Origin of the sequence: Serratia sp. 506_PEND, assembly GCF_001076875.1 — a bacterium.
Taxonomy (GTDB): domain Bacteria; phylum Pseudomonadota; class Gammaproteobacteria; order Enterobacterales; family Enterobacteriaceae; genus Serratia; species Serratia marcescens.
The window spans coordinates 1-18,377 of record NZ_JVEL01000049.1; the positions used below are offsets into that span (position 1 = coordinate 1).

14 protein-coding genes and 1 pseudogene are annotated in these 18,377 nt (G+C 59.6%); 4 read left to right on the top strand and 11 right to left on the bottom strand.

The window, feature by feature from the left end; genetic code table 11:
* Positions 1-26: 26 nt before the first annotated feature.
* Together ADK28_RS01420 and chaB are read right to left on the bottom strand one after the other, a co-directional pair.
* Positions 27-722: a gamma-glutamylcyclotransferase gene (locus tag ADK28_RS01420; RefSeq protein ID WP_016927336.1), complete on the bottom strand. Its 696-nt coding sequence runs from the start codon at positions 720-722 to the stop codon at positions 27-29.
* Between the two features lie 252 nt (positions 723-974).
* Positions 975-1,202 (bottom strand): putative cation transport regulator ChaB, encoded by a 228-nt coding sequence (gene chaB, locus ADK28_RS01425; RefSeq protein ID WP_016927335.1) that lies wholly within the window; start codon positions 1,200-1,202, stop codon positions 975-977.
* Positions 1,203-1,332: 130 nt separating this feature from the next.
* Between chaB and ADK28_RS01430 the strand changes: the two genes are divergently transcribed.
* Complete coding sequence (locus ADK28_RS01430) at positions 1,333-2,151, top strand: siderophore-interacting protein (protein WP_048794692.1); 819 nt, start codon at positions 1,333-1,335, stop codon at positions 2,149-2,151.
* A gap of 294 nt (positions 2,152-2,445) precedes the next feature.
* Positions 2,446-3,549: a sodium-potassium/proton antiporter ChaA gene (gene chaA, locus ADK28_RS01435; protein WP_004934723.1), complete on the top strand. Its 1,104-nt coding sequence runs from the start codon at positions 2,446-2,448 to the stop codon at positions 3,547-3,549.
* 36 nt (positions 3,550-3,585) lie between these two features.
* On the opposite strand, the gene lpxO is transcribed toward chaA, so the two are convergent.
* The 6 genes from lpxO to putP all read right to left on the bottom strand — a co-directional run bounded on the left by lpxO (position 3,586) and on the right by putP (position 11,270).
* On the bottom strand, positions 3,586-4,488 hold the full coding sequence (lpxO, locus tag ADK28_RS01440) for a lipid A hydroxylase LpxO (protein ID WP_021504035.1): 903 nt from the start codon (positions 4,486-4,488) through the stop codon (positions 3,586-3,588).
* 234 nt (positions 4,489-4,722) lie between these two features.
* Positions 4,723-5,511 carry a phosphate starvation-inducible protein PhoH gene (gene phoH / locus ADK28_RS01445; protein ID WP_015378226.1) on the bottom strand — a complete coding sequence of 263 codons (789 nt, stop codon included), beginning with the start codon at positions 5,509-5,511 and terminating at the stop codon, positions 4,723-4,725.
* Between the two features lie 718 nt (positions 5,512-6,229).
* A complete protein-coding gene (efeB, locus tag ADK28_RS01450) occupies positions 6,230-7,528 on the bottom strand; it encodes an iron uptake transporter deferrochelatase/peroxidase subunit (protein WP_048794693.1) in 1,299 nt (432 codons plus the stop codon).
* Positions 7,529-7,539: 11 nt separating this feature from the next.
* A complete protein-coding gene (efeO, locus tag ADK28_RS01455; RefSeq protein ID WP_048794694.1) occupies positions 7,540-8,676 on the bottom strand; it encodes an iron uptake system protein EfeO in 1,137 nt (378 codons plus the stop codon).
* A 20-nt stretch (positions 8,677-8,696) separates the two neighbouring features.
* A complete protein-coding gene (gene efeU, locus ADK28_RS01460) occupies positions 8,697-9,542 on the bottom strand; it encodes an iron uptake transporter permease EfeU (protein ID WP_016927330.1) in 846 nt (281 codons plus the stop codon).
* 243 nt (positions 9,543-9,785) lie between these two features.
* Positions 9,786-11,270: a sodium/proline symporter PutP gene (gene putP / locus ADK28_RS01465; RefSeq protein WP_015378228.1), complete on the bottom strand. Its 1,485-nt coding sequence runs from the start codon at positions 11,268-11,270 to the stop codon at positions 9,786-9,788.
* 570 nt (positions 11,271-11,840) lie between these two features.
* Here putP and putA point away from each other — a divergent pair.
* Positions 11,841-15,812, top strand: a complete 3,972-nt coding sequence (putA, locus tag ADK28_RS01470) for a trifunctional transcriptional regulator/proline dehydrogenase/L-glutamate gamma-semialdehyde dehydrogenase (protein ID WP_048794695.1) — start codon at positions 11,841-11,843, stop codon at positions 15,810-15,812.
* Positions 15,813-16,009: 197 nt separating this feature from the next.
* A pseudogene (locus ADK28_RS33510) lies at positions 16,010-16,108 on the top strand (type II toxin-antitoxin system HicB family antitoxin); the annotation flags it as partial.
* 29 nt (positions 16,109-16,137) lie between these two features.
* On the opposite strand, the gene tcyN reads toward ADK28_RS33510, so the two are convergent.
* Genes tcyN through tcyJ form a run of 3 tightly spaced genes read right to left on the bottom strand, consistent with a single transcriptional unit; the run spans position 16,138 to position 18,356 of the window.
* Complete coding sequence (gene tcyN, locus ADK28_RS01475; protein ID WP_015378232.1) at positions 16,138-16,890, bottom strand: L-cystine ABC transporter ATP-binding protein TcyN; 753 nt, start codon at positions 16,888-16,890, stop codon at positions 16,138-16,140.
* 3 nt (positions 16,891-16,893) lie between these two features.
* Entirely contained in the window at positions 16,894-17,556 is a 663-nt protein-coding gene (gene tcyL / locus ADK28_RS01480; RefSeq protein WP_016927326.1) for a cystine ABC transporter permease, read from the bottom strand.
* Positions 17,556-18,356 (bottom strand): cystine ABC transporter substrate-binding protein, encoded by an 801-nt coding sequence (gene tcyJ / locus ADK28_RS01485; protein ID WP_016927325.1) that lies wholly within the window; start codon positions 18,354-18,356, stop codon positions 17,556-17,558. The genes tcyL and tcyJ overlap by 1 nt, the downstream gene beginning before the upstream one ends.
* Between the last annotated feature and the right edge of the window lie 21 nt (positions 18,357-18,377).

Here is an 18,377-nt window from a genome sequence, read left to right on the forward strand (position 1 = left end):
TCACCGTTCGCATTCCCGCAGCAGCCTCAGGCGGTGGCCTCGCTGCCGATGCCGCCGGTGCGGTTCTGCTGCAACCATTGCTGTACATAGCGCACCAGATCGCCGATGCAATCATCCTGCATGCCGTGGTGCTTCAGCTCGTTATCCAGCGCAAACAGGTATTGCGCGTTGGTGCCCAGCGGGCCGCTGGCGCTGGCGATCAATGGCGCGATCACCTGGTGGCTGGTGTCTGCTTCAAACAGCGGGTGCTGCGCGTTCATCACGAACACCAGCGCCGTGACGGTCTCTCCGCCATCCAACTGCAGTTCACACCAGGTCGGCACGTAGCAATCGGTCACCATTTCGCGCTTCCAAAGCAGCTCCAGCTCTTCACGCAGCTTGCCTTCCGGCAGACGAAACGCCAATCCGGTGGTCTGGCCACCCTCTTTCAGCGCCAGCATGCGCCCCGGCTGGTGCAGCGTGCCGCGCCCGGCGGTCAAACGCATGCAGAACGCCCGATGCCAGCCCTGCAGCATGGCGGGCCGCACTTCTTCAGATTCGAAAACCGGATTCCACATCAGCGAACCGTAACCGAATACCCATACCGGGCTGTGATCCGGCCGGCGCGATAGCGTGCATTCCAACGAGGCTGCGCGCTGTTCAGGCGTCAGCAACAGCGACTCCTCAATAGCGCCAAAGGCGGTTTTGCAATCCGCTTTTTGCAGAAAATCTCGCGTTAACACTGTTACAACCTCCCGGGAATACGATTTCTCGTCCTCCCTCGCCACTACTGAACCTTTGCAATTTTATTTTTTGGTGCGGAATTTTATTAATTCAATAACCGCGCCGATTAATAATGACCATATTCTTTTCCCGCCGCGCAATCAAGTTGCAAAGCGGCGTTAACGTGGAAAAGTATTTGTACTGAGCAGCAACAATATTAATTGCCGAGGTCAGCATAACGTCTGCGCGATTCTTACCGGGGCATAGAGGCGTTACTTTTTATGCCAGCGTTCGTCGTCGCCCTTGCGATAGCTTTGCTTGACCGCCGCCCAGGCTACTTTATGCGCCGTCTCCTCCCGGCTGTCGTCACCGCGCCGATCGTCGGGATCCCGGTATTGTTGCCAGGCGCTGTTAAACGCTTCTTTATAGATCGCCTGCGCATGTTCCGGCAGCACATGCTTCACATTGTCCGGCAAGTCGTTCGTGTCTTGGTATGGCATCACATCCTCCCGTGCGTATTGCGTGAACCTTAAGCCTAGCCCACACGCGGTTACGCCTCAATGAGCAAACAATTCTCATTATCAAACGGCATGGTATACTCACCGCCAAACGACCTATAAGGAGATCCCCGTGACTACCGAATCCCCTCGCTCACGCGCCCCCTACCTGATCGCCGTCAGCGCCGTACAGGACATTACGCCGCACCTGCGCCGCATCACCTTTACCGCGCCCGATCTGCGCTACTACCAGGCCAACGCCGCCGCCGCGCACATCAAGGTCTTTTTGCCGCTCGCCGGCCAAACGCAGCCGGATCTGCCGACGCTGACTGAAAACGGCCCGCGCTGGGCTGCCGATGCCGTGCGCCCGATCGTGCGCACCTATTCCATTCGCGCCGTGCGCCCGGAACAGGCGGAAGTGGACATCGAATTCGCCATTCACGATCACCAGGGACCAGCGGTCGACTTTGCGCGCCAGGCGAAAATTGGCGATAAAATCGGCATCAGCAATCCAGGCGGCCCCAAACCGATGCTGCCGGCCGCCGACTTCTACTGCCTGGCGGGCGATCCTTCCTCGCTGCCGGCGTTGGCCGCGCTGCTGGAAAACCTGCCGCCGCACGGCGCCGGGCGCGCTTTCGTCCGCGTCGATAGCACTGCCGACGTGATTGACCTGAAAAAGCCTACCGGCGTTGAGGTGAATTGGGTCGTCGGCGGCACAGAGAAAACCGACGAATTGATCGCTCGGTTCCGCGCGCAGTCCGTGCCGCAGGGTGAAGCGCACTTCTGGCTCGCCGGTGAAGATCGCCTGGTAGTAGAGTTGCGCCGTTACCTGCGGCGCGAACGTCAATGCGATCGTAATCGTCTTTATGCCGTGCCTTACTGGCGTGAGGGGCTAAATGAAGAGGGTTACCACAATAAACGGCATGAAATCATGGATAATATTGACGACTGACCGTCTCATTCTCCTTGATTAACCGAGCAGTAAACAAGTAAACACGACTTTTCTCAAATCTAACGTTAAAAATTAGCGTTATTGCGTAAAAGTAAGTAAATAAAACCGCACCCCGTGCGGTTTTTTTGTTACCCTGATCACACAAAGCAAGCAATTGCTTTCTCAGATAAAAACAACATCACACCGGCGCCGCGGGTGTATCCTAATATAAAATACCTACTGGAAACGCAGAGTTGCCGCATCACGGCGACCGGCGCTGACGGGCTACGCTGTTTGAGAAGGAGTGCCACCCTCATGAAGTCGCAACACGATCCTGGCCGATCCACCAAGTCTCGCCACACCGAATACTCGCTGATCTTCCCCATCGCCGCGCTGGTGGTGTTGAATTTATGGGGCAGCACCGCTAACTTTCCGCTGATTGTTGGCATCAATATTCTCGCGCTGGTGGGGATCCTCAGCAGCGCCTTCAGCGTGGTGCGTCACGCCGACGTGCTGGCCCACCGATTGGGCGAACCCTACGGCTCGCTGATCCTCAGTTTGTCCGTGGTGATCCTCGAAGTCAGCCTGATTTCCGCGCTGATGGCCACCGGCGACGCCGCGCCGGCGCTGATGCGCGACACGCTGTACTCCATCATCATGATCGTTTCCGCCGGCCTGGTCGGCTTTGCGCTGCTGCTCGGCGGACGCAAGTTCGCCACCCAGTACGTCAACCTGGGTGGCATCAAACAGTATCTGATGGCGATTTTCCCGCTGGCGGTGATCGTGCTGGTATTCCCGAGCGCGCTGCCGGGCGGCAACTTCAGCACCGGGCAAGCGCTGCTGGTGGCACTGATTTCCGCCGCCATGTATGGCGTGTTCCTGGTGATCCAGACCAAAACCCACCAAAGCCTGTTCGTGTACGAGCATGAAGACGACGATGGTGATCCGCATCACGGCAAGCCCTCTTCGCACAGCAGCGCCTGGCACGCCGCCTGGCTCATCGTGCACCTGATCGCGGTTATCGCCGTCACCAAGTTCAACGCCAATCCGCTGGAAGGCCTGCTGACCAAGATGAATGCGCCGGCGCAGTTCACCGGCTTCCTGGTGGCGCTGCTGATCCTGTCGCCGGAAGGCCTGGGCGCGCTGCGCGCCGTGTTGAACAACCAGGTGCAACGCGCCATGAACCTGTTCTTCGGTTCGGTGCTGGCGACCATCTCCCTGACCGTGCCGGCGGTCACCATCATCGCCACCCTGACCGGGCAGACGCTGATCTTCGGCCTGCAAACGCCGCATATCGTGGTGATGCTGACGGTGTTGCTGCTGTGCCAGCTGTCGTTCTCGACCGGCCGCACCAACGTGCTGAACGGCACCGCCCACCTGGCGCTGTTCGCCGCCTACATGATGACGATCTTCGCCTGATCAAAAAGGGGCGCACTCTGTGCGCCCCTGCCTTCGTTATACCGAGAAGAATATCGCCGCGGCGATCCCCCCGAACAAAATCCACTTGATGATGTAATAACCGGTACGGTTCCAGGCCTTCAGGCGTTTCCCCACCCGGCGTATCGCATAGATGTATTTGAACATCTTGTTGACGCCGCCGGTGCGATCGCCCTCTTCATTCGGCGCGGTGGCGGCGCTCATCAGATTGCGCCCCAACCAGTGGTTAACCGCCTGTGCCCAGCGGTAGCGCATCGGCCGTTCGATATCGCAGAACAGGATCAGGCGATTCTGCCCGCTCTGGTTTTCCGCATAGTGCAGATAGGTTTCATCGAACATCACCCCTTCACCGTCGCGCCAGCTGTAGCGCTCACCGTCCACCTCAATGAAGCAGCGGTCATCATTGGGGGTAATCAGCCCCAGGTGATAACGCAGCGAACCAGCGTAAGGGTCGCGGTGGCGCGGCAAACGGCTGCCGTCCGGCAGTTCGGCGAACATCGCCGCCTTGACCGAAGGCAGGCTGCGCAGCAGTTCCGTGGTCTGCGGGCACAGGGTCATGGCGGAGGGATGGCTGTCCTCATACCATTTCAGATAAAAGCGTTTCCAACCGGTCTTGAAGAACGAGTTGAAACCGGCGTCGTTGAATTGATCGGACGCTTTGATCTGCTGGATCTCCATCAGCTTCTGTCCTTCGTCGCGGATGGTTTCCCAGTTCTCCCGCAGTACCGTCAGCTCAGGAAATTGCTCCGGCTTCAGGTACGGCGTGGTCGGCACACGGGAAAACAGATACATGAAGACGTTCAGCGGTGCGGTAAAGGTGGAATGGTCAGACAGCTGACGCCACACGTTGTAGCGCACCCGCCCGCGGTAATGCACATAGACGACGCATAAAATAAGCAAAAGCAGAATGATGTATTTCATGTTTGAATCGCATCAAGGAACCCACACGCTATGCGCCGCGCGGCGCACACCCCAGATAATGTCCTTTTGGCGGCACAGGCAAATTGCGCGCCAATCTGGAACCCATTAATCATTAACGCTAACTCAACGAAAATCTATACAGAAAACCACAATAATTTACACAAAGGTTAAACGAGAGGGGAAATTGCGGAGATAAAAAAGGCCGCCGAAGCGGCCTTTCCATTAGCGGATAGGTTAACTGTAAGCGTTGAGCGTGCGCTGGCACAGAGCGGAACGCACGCAGTCCTGTTTTTCAAAGCGGATAACGCCGATCATCTCGTCCTCTTCGAAGCGTTCCAGGGCATCGCTGAGGCCGGATTTCACGCCGCGCGGCAGGTCGCACTGGGTTACGTCGCCGTTAACGATAACCGTCACGTTTTCCCCCAGGCGGGTCAGGAACATTTTCATCTGGCTGGCGGTCACGTTCTGGGCTTCATCCAGGATAACGACCGCATTTTCGAAGGTGCGCCCGCGCATATAAGCGAACGGCGCAATCTCCACCTTGCCGATTTCCGGGCGCAGGCAGTACTGCATAAAGGAAGATCCTAAACGGCGCACCAGAATGTCATACACCGGGCGGAAATAAGGCGCGAACTTCTCGGAGATATCCCCCGGCAAGAAACCGAGATCTTCATCCGCCTGCAAAACAGGACGGGTAACGATAATCCGATCCACCTCTTTATGGATCAGCGCCTCCGCCGCCTTGGCGGCGCTGATAAATGTTTTGCCGCAGCCGGCTTCGCCGGTGGCGAAGATCAGCTGCTTATTCTCTATGGCTGATAAGTAATGACCCTGAGCTTCGGTTCTAGCCTCGATGGGTGAGCTATCGCGCTTGTCTCGCGCCATGCCGATAGACTCGACTCCCCCCATTTGCACCAGCGAGGTCACAGACTCTTCTTCCAGCTGGCGATGACTACGAGCGTCACGACGAATAACGCGTTTCGCTTCACGACGTGCTTTGATCACTGCTTTCTGTCTACCCATAGTGGCACCTTACAGTTTGTTTCACCTACCGCAACGGCCAGGCCGCGCGATTATGTTTCACACACGTATTAGGTTTTGGCCTCCTCCGAGCCAATAAGAGCCAAGGGACAAAGTGAATCGACGGCAACGCTTAAGCGCCGTGTCTTCACGGGACAACGCGGACTGCATCAATAAACGTGGAGTAAAAAGCGATGAGATTCGGTAGCGATAAGAGTGCGGAGTTGCCGGTAAAAGAGAGTCGGAGAGAGAACCCTCGTTACAACGAGAAATCAGGGGAGATGTGTTATTTTTTCTTTCCAGCCCAACCAAGGACTTTACCATTAGCGATCCCCGCAGTGATATTTACAGCTTCAAGCTGTGCACCGTGTGAAAACTACCGCCAGATGATTACAGTATAATGACATTCAATCCCACGTCGTTACTAAAATGTAAAAAAATTTAATATTTTTTGTTTTCAGTTAACGCAAAAACACTATATCACGCCCAAGACGTCATTCCATAGAAAATTATAATCAATAAATATCAATGCATTACAATTAAAACCCGCGAATGACACTTTGGTTTCCCGATTAAATTTTGCGCAATCAAAAACAGCATGACTGCGTGTTTTTTAATCTGCCGGCAAAGCATTGAATTGCGTTTCATCGTTCACTGCCCCCCTGCAGCGGGTAAGACAAACGTAAAACGAGGCGGAAGATCCCGCCTCGTCATTCCGGCTTCAGGCCTTGAGCAGGCCGCTGGCCAGATAATCGCCGCCCTCTTTCACGCCCGGCAACACGAAGAAATACCCGCCGCCAATCGGCTTGATGTATTCCTCCAGCGCTTCGCCGTTCAGCCTTTTTTGCACCGTCAGGAAGCCTTTCTCCAGATCGGCCTGATAGCAGACGAACAGCAGCCCCATTTCCAGCTGCCCGGCATTGGAGACGCCAAGGGAATAACTGTAGCCGCGCCGCAGCATCAGGTTGCTTTGGCTTTCCGGCGTGCGAGGGTTAGCCAGCCGGATGTGTGCATCCATCGGGATCACCTTGCCGTCGGGATCGTTCGCGTAGTCCGGCTCGTCATGTTCATGCTTCATGCCCAGCGGCGCCCCGCTGTGCTTCTCGCGGCCGAAGATGGTTTCCTGCTCCTGCAGCGGCGTGCGATCCCAAAACTCGACGCGAAAACGAATAATGCGCGCCGCCTGATAGCTGCCGCCCGCCGTCCACGCCGGCTCACCGACATTGTCGCCGACCCACACCACCTTATCCATCAGCGGTTTGTCGTCAGTTTTCGGGTTGGCGGTGCCGTCTTTGAACCCCAACAGGTTGATCGGCGTCTCTTTGCCTTTGCTGCGCGCCGCGTGCGCGGAGATGAATCCCTCCCGCTTCCAACGCACGCTGAGCAGATCCGGCGAATGCTTAATGATGTCGCGCAGCGCGTGGAGAGCGGTTTCGTTGGTGTTGGCGCAGATCTGCAGCAGCAGGTCGCCGTGGCAAAGCGCGGCGTCCAACGCATCGTTGGGGAAACGGGTCATTTTCTGCAGCCGCAGCGGCTTTTGCGCCTGCAGACCAAAGCGTTCATCAAACAGCGATGCGCCGACCGACACGGTGATGGTCAGGTTGTCCGGGTAAATCTCCGGCCCCATGATGCCGGAATCGAGCGGCGGCAGCTTGGCGTCCACCTCCGGCGCCTTGCCGCCGTGAGTCAGGAAGGCGATGCGATCGGTCAGCAGCCGGAACAGGCGCTCCAGCCCCGCTTTGTCGGTCGCCAGCACATCGAACGCCACCAGCATCATCGCCGCCTGTTGCGGCGTCAGCACCCCAGCCTGATGGCGGCCATAAAACGGCTGTTTCTGCCAGCGCTCATCCTGCGGCGTCGCCAACGGCTCCGCCGCGTTGCCCGCCGCTTGAGCCAGGCGGCTGCCGCCCAGCGCCAGCGCGCCCAGCCCCAGCCCTTGCAGCAAACGGCGTCGCGAAGGCGATGCCGCCCCCTGCGATTGCGGATGCGGCCCGTTATGCGGGCCTGCCTTGTTGCTCATAACCGTATGCCTCAGTCCAGACCCAATACGCCGCGCAGCTGGGAAAGATCTTCCGCCAGCGTGGTGATCGGCCCTTTCAACGCATTGCGATCGGCATCGGTCAGCTTCTCATAGGACTCATAACCCTCTTTGGTTTGGTACTTCGCCAAAATGGTGTCCACGGTTTTGAAGTTGGCGTCGATCTTGTCCAGCAGCGGCTTATTGGCCTTAACCAGCAGCGGGCGCAGCAGATTGACTATCTTTTGCGCGCCGTCGACGTTGGCCTGGAAGTCCCACAAATCGGTGCGGCTGTAACGGTCTTCTTCACCGCTGATCTTGCTGGCCGCCACTTCTTCGATCAGCCCGGCTGCGCCGCCCACCACCTTGCTCGGCGGGAAGGTCAGTTCACTCACGCGTTTTTGCAGCTCAACGGTGTCGTGATACAGACGATCGGCATATTTGCCCATGTCTTTGGTCGAGTTGTCGGCAAACAGCGCCTTCTCCAGACGGTGGAAGCCGGTGAAGTTCGGGTCCGCCGCTTTCTTCTCGTAGTCGTCTTCGCGGGCGTCGATGCTGCCGTCCAGATCGGAGAACATCTCGGCGATCGGCTCGATGCGCTCATAGTGCTGGCGGGTCGGCGCATACAGCTTGCGCGCCTGCTCCACGTTGCCGGCCTTCACCGCGTCGGTAAACAGCTTGGTCTGTTTCACCAACCCATCGACTTCTTTGGTGACGTAAACCTTGTATTCGGCGATCGGGCCAACCAAGTCCAGCGCGTTCGGCTTGCCGTCGGTGGCGCCGTTGGCCGCTGCGGTGACGATCAGTTTGCCTTTCGGATTGCTCAGCAGCCCGCAGGTCATGTCATATTCGCCCGCTTCCAGCGTGGCGGTCATTTTCTGGGTAAAGCCCGGCGCGATGTTCTCGCGCTCTTCCACCACCATCACCCCTTTCAGGATTTCCCATTCGACGTTTTTCTGGCTGGTGTTGTGCACCACAAACTGCGTCTTGCCGGCCGGGACCGTCAGCTGCATCGGTTCGCACTGCTTGTCGTTAACCGTAACCTTGACCTGCGGCACGTCCGCCGCCAAGGCGTCGAGGCTCAGCGCAAACGCCGGGATAGCCAGTAATGCTGCGTGCAACGCCTTGCGGCGAAATAACGGAGTAGACATACGAGATTCCCTATTAAACATTAATGATTGATTTTACGTTGCGCCGGGGCCGCTGCCGGCTCCGCGCGCTGCGGCAGGAAAAAGAAAATCAGCGCCGGGATCAGATACAGGAAGTAGACCGCCACTTCGCTGACCGTCGGCGCTTCCTGGTAACCGAGAATGCCTTCCAGCAGGGTGCCGAACAGCGAATGGGTCGACAGGGTGCTGCTGAAATCGAAGGCGATGTCCTGGAAGTGGTTCCATAGACCGGCTTCGTGGAAGGCGCGGATCGCCCCGGCGGCCAGGCCGGCGGCGACGAACAGAATGAACAGGCTGGTCCATTTGAAGAATTTGGCCAGGTGCAGCTTCACCCCGCCCCAGTAAATCATCATGCCCAGCACGATGGCGGCCACCAGGCCGAGCACCGCGCCGATCGGCGCCGCGGCGCCCACGTCTTGCTGAAACGCCGCCAGCAGGAAGAACACCGACTCTAGCCCTTCGCGCGCCACGGCGAAGAACACCATCGCTACCAGCGCCCATCCCTGACCTTTACCGGCGCTGAGCGCCTGATCGATAGCCCCTTCCAGATGCACCTTGACCGATTTGGACACCTTACGCATCCAGAACACCATATAGGTGAGGATCAGCACCGCCACCACCGCCACGATGCCTTCGAACAGCTCCTGCTGCTTCTGCGGGAACTCGCCGGTGGTTTCATTGATGAAGATGCCGAGCGCCAGACACAGCGCCGCGGCGACAATTACGCCGATCCACACCGCGCCCAGCCATTGGCTGCGCTGCGTGCGCTTCAGGTAGCTGGCGATCAGGCTGACGATCAGCGCGGCCTCCAGCCCCTCACGGAACATGATAAGAAAGGGAACGAACATAACTAATCACCCCTGAAAAGACCGCGGCGGCAGAGCAAACCGGCTCGAAATGAGCCGCGGCGAGTATGTAAAGAAACGTAAAATACAACGAGAGTGATTATCATTCTGGCAAAAAGAAATACAAGAGGCGCAAGCGTGATTTTTTCTAATCAAATGTCGCCAGGTGTTACAGCCGAATGACGGGCAAACAGGCAAAAAGAAGGGGCGCTCTGCGCGCCCCTTGCCGACTGACATCGAACGGCGTTATACCGTTTTGTATTCGGCTTCCGCCTGATCGAAACGTTCGGTCATGGTTGAGGATGGCTGGCGGCCCATCAGGCTCACCACCACGATGGCCAGGCAACCCAGGATGAAGCCAGGGATGATTTCGTACAGGCCCAACCATTCGTACTGTTTCCAGACGATCACCGTCACCGCACCGACCAGCATACCGGCCAACGCGCCGTTGCGGGTCATGCGCGACCACATTACCGAGATCAGCACAACCGGGCCGAAGGCGGCGCCGAAACCGGCCCAGGCATAGCTCACCAGGCCCAGTACGCGGTTCTCCGGGTTGGCCGCCAACGCGATGGCGATCAGCGCCACCACCAGCACCATCACGCGGCCGACCCACACCAGCTCACGCTGGCTGGCGCCCTTGCGCAGAAATGCCTTGTACAGGTCTTCGGTGATCGCGCTGGAGCACACCAGCAGTTGGCAGCTCAGGGTGCTCATGACCGCCGCCAGAATCGCCGACAGCAGCACGCCCGCCACCCATGGGTTGAACAGCAACATCGCCAGTTCGATGAACACGCGTTCGCCGTTCTGCGACACGTTGCCGGCCTGATCCGGGTTATTGGCGAAGTAAGCGATGCCGAAGAAACCGACGGCGATGGTCCCGGCCAGACACAGGATCATCCAGGTCATGCTGATGCGGCGCGCGCTGCGGATGGTGCGGTGAGAATCCGCCGCCATGAAACGCGCCAGGATGTGCGGCTGGCCGAAGTAGCCCAGGCCCCAACCCAGCAGCGACAGGATGGCGACGAAGTTCAGCCCCTTCAGCATGTCGAGGTTGGCCGGGTTCTTCGCCTGGATCACCAGCATCGACGTATCGATGCCGCCGACGGCGAAGATCACGATCACCGGCGTCAGGATCAGCGCGAAAATCATCAGGCTGGCCTGTACGGTGTCGGTCCAGCTCACCGCCAGGAAACCGCCGATAAAGGTATACAGGATGGTCGCCGCGGCGCCGGCCCACAGGGCGGTTTCGTAGCTCATGCCGAAGGTGCTTTCGAACAGGCGCGCGCCGGCCACGATGCCGGAGGCGCAGTAAATGGTGAAGAACACCAGAATGACGATGGCCGAGATCACCCGCAGCAGCTTGCTGTTGTCTTCAAAACGGCTGGTGAAATAGTCCGGCAGCGTCAGGGCGTTATTGTTGGCTTCGGTATGCACGCGCAGCCTTCCTGCCACCAGCTTCCAGTTCAGGTAAGCGCCGATGGTCAGGCCGATGGCGATCCAGCTTTCAGAGATGCCGGAGAGGAAGATGGCGCCCGGAAGGCCCATCAGCAACCAGCCGCTCATGTCGGAAGCGCCGGCGGACAGCGCGGTCACCACGCTGCCCAAACTGCGGCCGCCGAGAATATAGTCATCAAAGTTATTGGTTGCCCGGTAGGCAAGCAGGCCGATCAGCACCATCCCGAAAATGTACACCAGGAAGGTCACCAGCATAGGTGTGCTCATTGTCATTTAATTCTCCACTTTCATTATTATTCGCGTTTCGCTCCGGCCATGCCGGCGCCGGTAAACCCACGCGCAATGCATTTCACTGGCCGCCGCGCCGGAACGTGGCGCAGCCTGCGAGCGAGTGCAGGTAAAATAGTTTCTGCCCGTAATTGTTGACCGTCGGTTATCCTAGATGAGCCTTTCATCAACCAACAAGATATTTAACAACAAAGTTACACAAAGTTTACCCTGCGTCACATTTACCGGGCTCAAAGGTTGCACTCACGACAAGCAAAATGAGTTGCACCTTGCTATTACCCTTATATACCGCAAGGTAAAGCGCCTGCGGCGTAATAAACCCTGCCGCATTCGCTCAATAACGCAACATTCATGCCAACTGCCCGTGTTAAAAAATCGATGAAACTCACACTTCGCTCATCAGCCTGATTTAACAAGGTTGCACAAAGTTGCAACATGCAGGATATTGTCTGCATTCTTAACCCACACATCTCACGAACCTATCCCAACAGGCTTTCCGGCCTGCTGTTTGTCTAGCCTGATGGGATAGGTTCTAAACACAGGAGTTGGACAGGCATGGGCACTACCACAATGGGCGTGAAACTCGACGAGGCAACACGCGACCGGATCAAGAGCGCCGCGCAGCGCATCGATCGCACGCCGCACTGGCTCATCAAGCAGGCCATCTTTAATTACCTCGAGCGTCTCGAGAGCGGTACCGATATTCCTGAAATTCCAGCGCTGGCCGCAGCGGGCCAGCCTGAAGCGGACGACATTATGCCGCAAGCGCAGGAAGAGTCACACCAGCCATTCCTCGATTTTGCCGAACAAATTCTGCCTCAGTCGGTGACCCGCGCCGCCATCACCGCCGCCTATCGCCGCCCAGAGACCGAAGCGGTGCCGATGTTGCTCGAACAGGCGCGATTACCCGCCGATCTTGCACAGGCCACTCACAAAATGGCCTATGGCATCGCCGAGAAGTTGCGTAACCAAAAAAGTGCAAACGGCCGCGCCGGCATGGTGCAAGGCCTGCTGCAAGAGTTCTCCCTCTCCTCGCAGGAAGGCGTGGCGCTGATGTGCCTGGCGGAAGCGCTGCTGCGCATTCCGGACAAACCGACCCGCGATGCCCTGATCCGCGACAAGATCAGCAACGGCAACTGGCACTCGCACCTGGGGCGCAGCCCGTCGCTGTTCGTCAACGCCGCGACCTGGGGCCTGCTGTTCACCGGCAAGCTGGTGTCCACGCATAACGAAGCCAATCTGTCCCGCTCGCTGAACCGCATTATCAGCAAGAGCGGCGAACCGCTGATCCGCAAAGGCGTGGACATGGCGATGCGCCTGATGGGCGAGCAGTTCGTGACCGGCGAAACCATCGCCGAAGCGCTGGCCAACGCGCGCAAGCTGGAAGAAAAAGGTTTCCGCTATTCCTACGACATGCTGGGCGAAGCCGCCCTGACCGAAGCCGACGCGCAGGCCTACCTGGTTTCCTACCAGCAGGCGATCCACGCCATCGGCAAAGCCTCCAACGGCCGCGGCATCTATGAAGGCCCCGGCATTTCCATCAAGCTGTCCGCCCTGCACCCGCGCTACAGCCGCGCACAGTACGAACGCGTGATGGAAGAGCTTTATCCGCGCCTGCTGTCGCTGACCCTGCAAGCGCGCCAGTATGATATCGGCATCAACATCGACGCCGAAGAGGCCGACCGCCTGGAAATCTCGCTCGATCTGCTGGAGAAGCTGTGCTTCGAGCCGCAGTTGGCCGGCTGGAACGGTATCGGCTTCGTGATCCAGGCCTATCAGAAACGTTGCCCGTTCGCCATCGACGCGGTGATCGACATGGCGCAACGCAGCCGCCGCCGCCTGATGATCCGTCTGGTGAAAGGCGCCTACTGGGACAGCGAAATCAAACGCGCCCAGATGGACGGCCTGGAAGGCTACCCGGTATACACCCGCAAGGTGTACACCGACGTTTCCTATCTGGCCTGCGCCCGCAAGCTGCTGTCGGTGCCGAACCTGATCTATCCGCAGTTCGCGACCCACAACGCCCATACCCTGAGCGCCATCTATCACCTGGCCGGCAACAACTACTACCCTGGCCAGTATGAATTCCAGTGCCTGCACGGCATGGGTGAGCCGCTGTACGAACAGGTGGTGGGTAAAGTGGCCGACGGCAAACTGAACCGCCCTTGCCGCATCTACGCACCGGTCGGCACCCATGAAACGCTGCTGGCTTACCTGGTGCGCCGCCTGCTGGAAAACGGCGCCAACACCTCGTTCGTCAACCGCATCGCCGACGCCACCCTGCCGCTCGACAAACTGGTGGCCGATCCGGTCAGCGCCGTGGAAGCGCTGGCGGCCAACGAAGGTCAGATTGGCCTGCCGCATCCGCGCATCCCGCTGCCGCGCGAGCTGTACGGCGAGAAACGCGTTAACTCCAGCGGTCTGGATCTGTCCAACGAACAGCGTCTGGCCTCGCTCTCCAGCGCCCTGCTCACCAGCGCCAGCCATCCGTGGCGCGCGGAACCGATTATCGACGCCGAATTGGATCAGGGCGTGGAGCAGCCGGTGATCAACCCGGCCGAGCCGGGCGATGTGGTCGGCTACGTGCGTGAAGCCACCGAAGGCGAAGTCAGCCGCGCGCTCGACGCCGCCGCGGCCGCCGGCCCAATCTGGTTCGCTACGCCGCCGACGGAACGCGCCGCGATCCTCGAACGCGCCGCCGAACTGATGGAAAGCCAGCTGCAAAGCCTGCTGGGCATCCTGGTGCGTGAAGCGGGTAAAACCTTCAACAACGCCATCGCCGAAGTGCGTGAAGCGGTCGACTTCCTGCACTACTACGCCGGCCAGGTGCGCGACGACTTCGCCAACGACAGCCACCGCCCGCTGGGCCCGGTGGTCTGCATCAGCCCGTGGAACTTCCCGCTGGCGATCTTCACCGGCCAAATCGCCGCCGCGCTGGCGGCGGGCAACAGCGTGCTGGCCAAACCGGCCGAGCAAACGCCGCTGGTGGCCGCGCAGGCGGTGCGCATCCTGCTGGAGGCCGGCATTCCGCAAGGCGTGCTGCAGCTGCTGCCGGGCCAGGGTGAAACCGTCGGCTCGACGCTGGTCAACGACGCCCGCGTCCGCGGCGTGATGTTCACCGGCTCCACCGACGTCGCCGGCATTCTGCAGCGCAGCATCGCCGGTCGTCTCGATCCGCAAGGCCGGCCGACGCCGCTGATCGCCGAAACCGGCGGCCTGAACGCCATGATCGTCGACTCTTCCGCCCTGACCGAGCAGGTGGTGACCGACGTGGTGGCCTCCGCCTTCGACAGCGCCGGCCAGCGCTGCTCCGCGCTGCGTATCCTGTGCATTCAGGAAGACGTGGCCGAGCACACGCTGCAAATGCTGCGCGGCGCGATGGCCGAATGCCGCATGGGCAACCCGGAGCGCCTGTCCACCGACGTGGGCCCGGTGATTGACGCCGAAGCCAAAACCGGCATCGAACGCCACATCCAGGCGATGCGCGCCAAAGGCCGCAAGGTGTACCAGGCCGCCAAAGGCAGCGCGCAGGATGAGAAAGAGTGGGCGCGCGGCACCTTCATCAAGCCGACGCTGATCGAACTCGACAGCTTCGACGAGCTGCAGAAAGAGATCTTCGGCCCGGTGCTGCACGTGGTGCGCTTCCAGCGCAACAATCTGGACGCGCTGGTCGATCAGATCAACGCCGCCGGTTATGGCCTGACGCTGGGCATTCACACCCGTATCGATGAAACCATCGCCCGGGTGACCGAACGCGCCAAGGTCGGCAACCTGTACGTCAACCGCAACATGGTCGGCGCAGTGGTCGGCGTGCAGCCGTTCGGCGGCGAAGGCCTGTCGGGCACCGGCCCGAAAGCCGGCGGCCCGCTGTACCTGTACCGTCTGCTGGCCAACCGTCCGGACGACGCGCTGCAACGTACGCTGCACCGTCAGGACGAAGAGCGCCCGATGGAAGCCACCGCGCGGCCACAGCTGTTGGGGGCGCTGCAATCGCTGGAGAAATGGGCGGTCACCAGCCAGCACGGCGAACTGGCGGCATTGGCGCAGCGCTATGCGGAACTGGGCCAGGGCGGCACCGTACGCCCGCTGCCGGGCCCGACCGGCGAGCGCAATACCTATGCCCTGCTGCCGCGTGAACGCGTGCTGTGCCTGGCGGATAACGAAGCCGACGCGCTGATCCAGCTGGCCGCCGTGCTGGCGGTTGGCAGCTGCGCGCTGTGGCCGGAAGCGGAACTGCAACGCGACCTGTTCCGCCGCTTGCCGAACGATGTGCAGGCGCGCATCGCCTTCAGCAAAGACTGGCAGCAGGACAAGATCGAGTTCGATGCCGCCATCTACCACGGCGATGCCGACCAGTTGCGCACCCTGTGCGAGCAGATCGCGCAGCGCGGCGGCGCCATCGTCTCGGTGCAGGGCTTCGCCCACGGTGAAACCAACATTCTGTTGGAACGCCTGCTGATCGAACGTTCGCTGAGCGTCAACACCGCCGCCGCCGGCGGTAACGCCAGCCTGATGACCATCGGTTAACGCATCCTCAAGGCGGCAATCCATTGCCGCCTGATTTGCTCGCCGCTACGCAAACCCTGCGCTCGTGCAGGGTTTTTTATTGTCCGCAGCCCGATCGGCCGTTAGCGCCTTGTTATCCTTACAGGGTGGGGCGTCGCTCATGGACGATCACAACATAGACGGATTACTCTGCTTGAAAGCCGCATCAGAGCGCTACGAGACGCATTGACTCTCTGGTTCGGCAACATCCGGGATACGGCAGCCGCAGCGGATTTCTCGCCGCCGCCGCGCGCAATGAATGGTTGAAAGCGGAGTGAATGCGGTCGGGGGAAACGCCCCCGACGCCTTATTGATTCCGGAACTTATCGAGGAATTGCTGGGTACGCTGATGCTGCGGATTGGCGAACAGCGCTTTGGCCGGGCCCTGTTCGACGATGCGGCCGTGATCCATAAAGATAACCCGATCGGCCACGTCGCGGGCGAAGCTCATTTCATGGGTGACGATCACCATGGTGCGTTTCTCTTCCGCCAGTGAACGCATGGTATTGAGCACTTCCCCCACCAGCTCGGGATCAAGTGCCGACGTCGGCTCATCGAACAAAATCACCTCCGGCTGCATCGCCAGCGCGCGCGCGATTGCCACCCGCTGCTGCTGCCCGCCGGACAGCCGACGCGGATAAGCCGCCTCTTTGCCGCTCAGCCCCACCTTGGCCAGCAACGCACGAGCGCGCTGTTCGGCGCTGGCTTTCGCCTCGCCTTTAACGATAACCGGCCCTTCGATGATGTTTTCCAGCACCGAACGGTGCGGAAACAGGTTGAAGTTCTGGAACACGAAACCGACCTGCTGGCGCAGCGCGCGCACCTGATTTTTCTGTTTGCTCAGCGGCTTGCTGCCGTCGATCAGGATATCGCCGACGCGAATGGTGCCGGAATCCGGCTCCTCCAGCAGGTTGATGCAGCGCAACAAGGTGGTTTTCCCTGAGCCGCTCGGGCCGATGATCGCCACCACTTCACCAGCGTCCACCGCCAGATCGATCCCATGCAGCACCGTCTGACCTTTGAACTGCTTGGTCAATTGCTTAACTTCAATGGCACTCATGCGTTACTCCTGATCCTGGCGATTAACGTGGGCTTCCAGACGGTTTTGCAGTGCGGAAAGCAGGGTCGCCATCACCCAGTAAATCAGCGATGCCGCCAGGTACATGGTGAACACTTCCAGCGTGCGCGAGGTGATGAGCTGCGCCTGGCGGAACAGTTCCGGCACCTGGATGGTGGCGGCCAGCGAGGTGTCCTTCACCAGGCCGATAAAACTGTTGCCCAGCGGCGGCAAGGCGGTGCGCGCCGCCTGCGGCAGGATCACCCGGCGCAGGGTTTGCCAACGGGTCATGCCGATGCTGGCGGCGGCTTCCCACTGCCCTTTGTCGATCGACGAAATCGCCGCGCGCAGCGTTTCTGAGGTGTAGGCGGCGGTATTGAGCGACAGGCCAATCAGCGCCGCCGGGAAGGGATCGAATTCAACGCCGAACTGCGGCAGACCGTAATAGATCATAAACAGCTGGGCGATCAACGGCGTGCCGCGGAACAGCGACACGTAAATGCGCGACAGCCACGACAGCGGCCACAGCGGCGAAAGGCGCATCAGCGCCAACAGAAAACCGAGCAACAAGCCTAGCGCCATACCGCCCAGGCTCAGCTGCAGCGTCAGTATGGCGCCCTTCAATAAAAATGGCGCTGAATCCAGCGCCAGTTGAATACTTTCGTGCATTATTTAGTTACGTCCGCGCCAAACCATTTTTCGGAGATCTTCGCCAGCGTGCCGTCTTTTTGCATCTCGGCGATCGCCTGGTCAATCGCGGCCAGCAGCTCTGGGTTATTTTTGCGCAGCGCCACACCGGACTCCTGGCGGGAGAATGCCGGGCCGGCCACCGCCAGCGTATCGCCGGTTTTCTTCACCAGATCCAACGCCGCCAGGCGATCCACCAGGATGGCGTTGATGCGGCCGACGCGCAGATCCTGATACTTGGTCGGGTCGTCGTCGTAGGTACGCACGTCCACGCCCTGCACGTTCTCGCGCAGCCATTGCTCATAGTTGGTGCCCAGGCCAACGCCGACCTTCTTGCCCTTCAGGTCTTCCGGCTTGGTGATGGTGCCTTCGTTGCCCTTTTTCACCAGCGCCTGAATACCGGAAACGGTGTAAGGGGTGGAGAAGTCATATTTCTTCTTGCGCTCATCGGAGAGCGTCACCTGATTGATGACCACGTCGATGCGCTTCGAATCCAGCGAAGCCAGCATACCGTCCCACTTGGTCGGGTTCAGCTTGGCTTTCACGCCCAGATGTTCCGCCAGCGCGTTGGCGAAATCCACTTCGAAACCGGTCAATTTGCCGTCTTCCCCCTGGAAACTGAACGGCGGATAGGTGCCTTCCAGCCCGACGATCAGCGTGCCGCGCTGCTTCACCTGCTGCAGCAGATTGTCGGCGGCGTAGGTTTGAGTCGTCAAACCGGCGGCCAACGCAACGCCCACCACGCCCAACAACCATTGGCGACGAACTTTTGCAAACATCATAAACACCCCTGTATGTTGTTT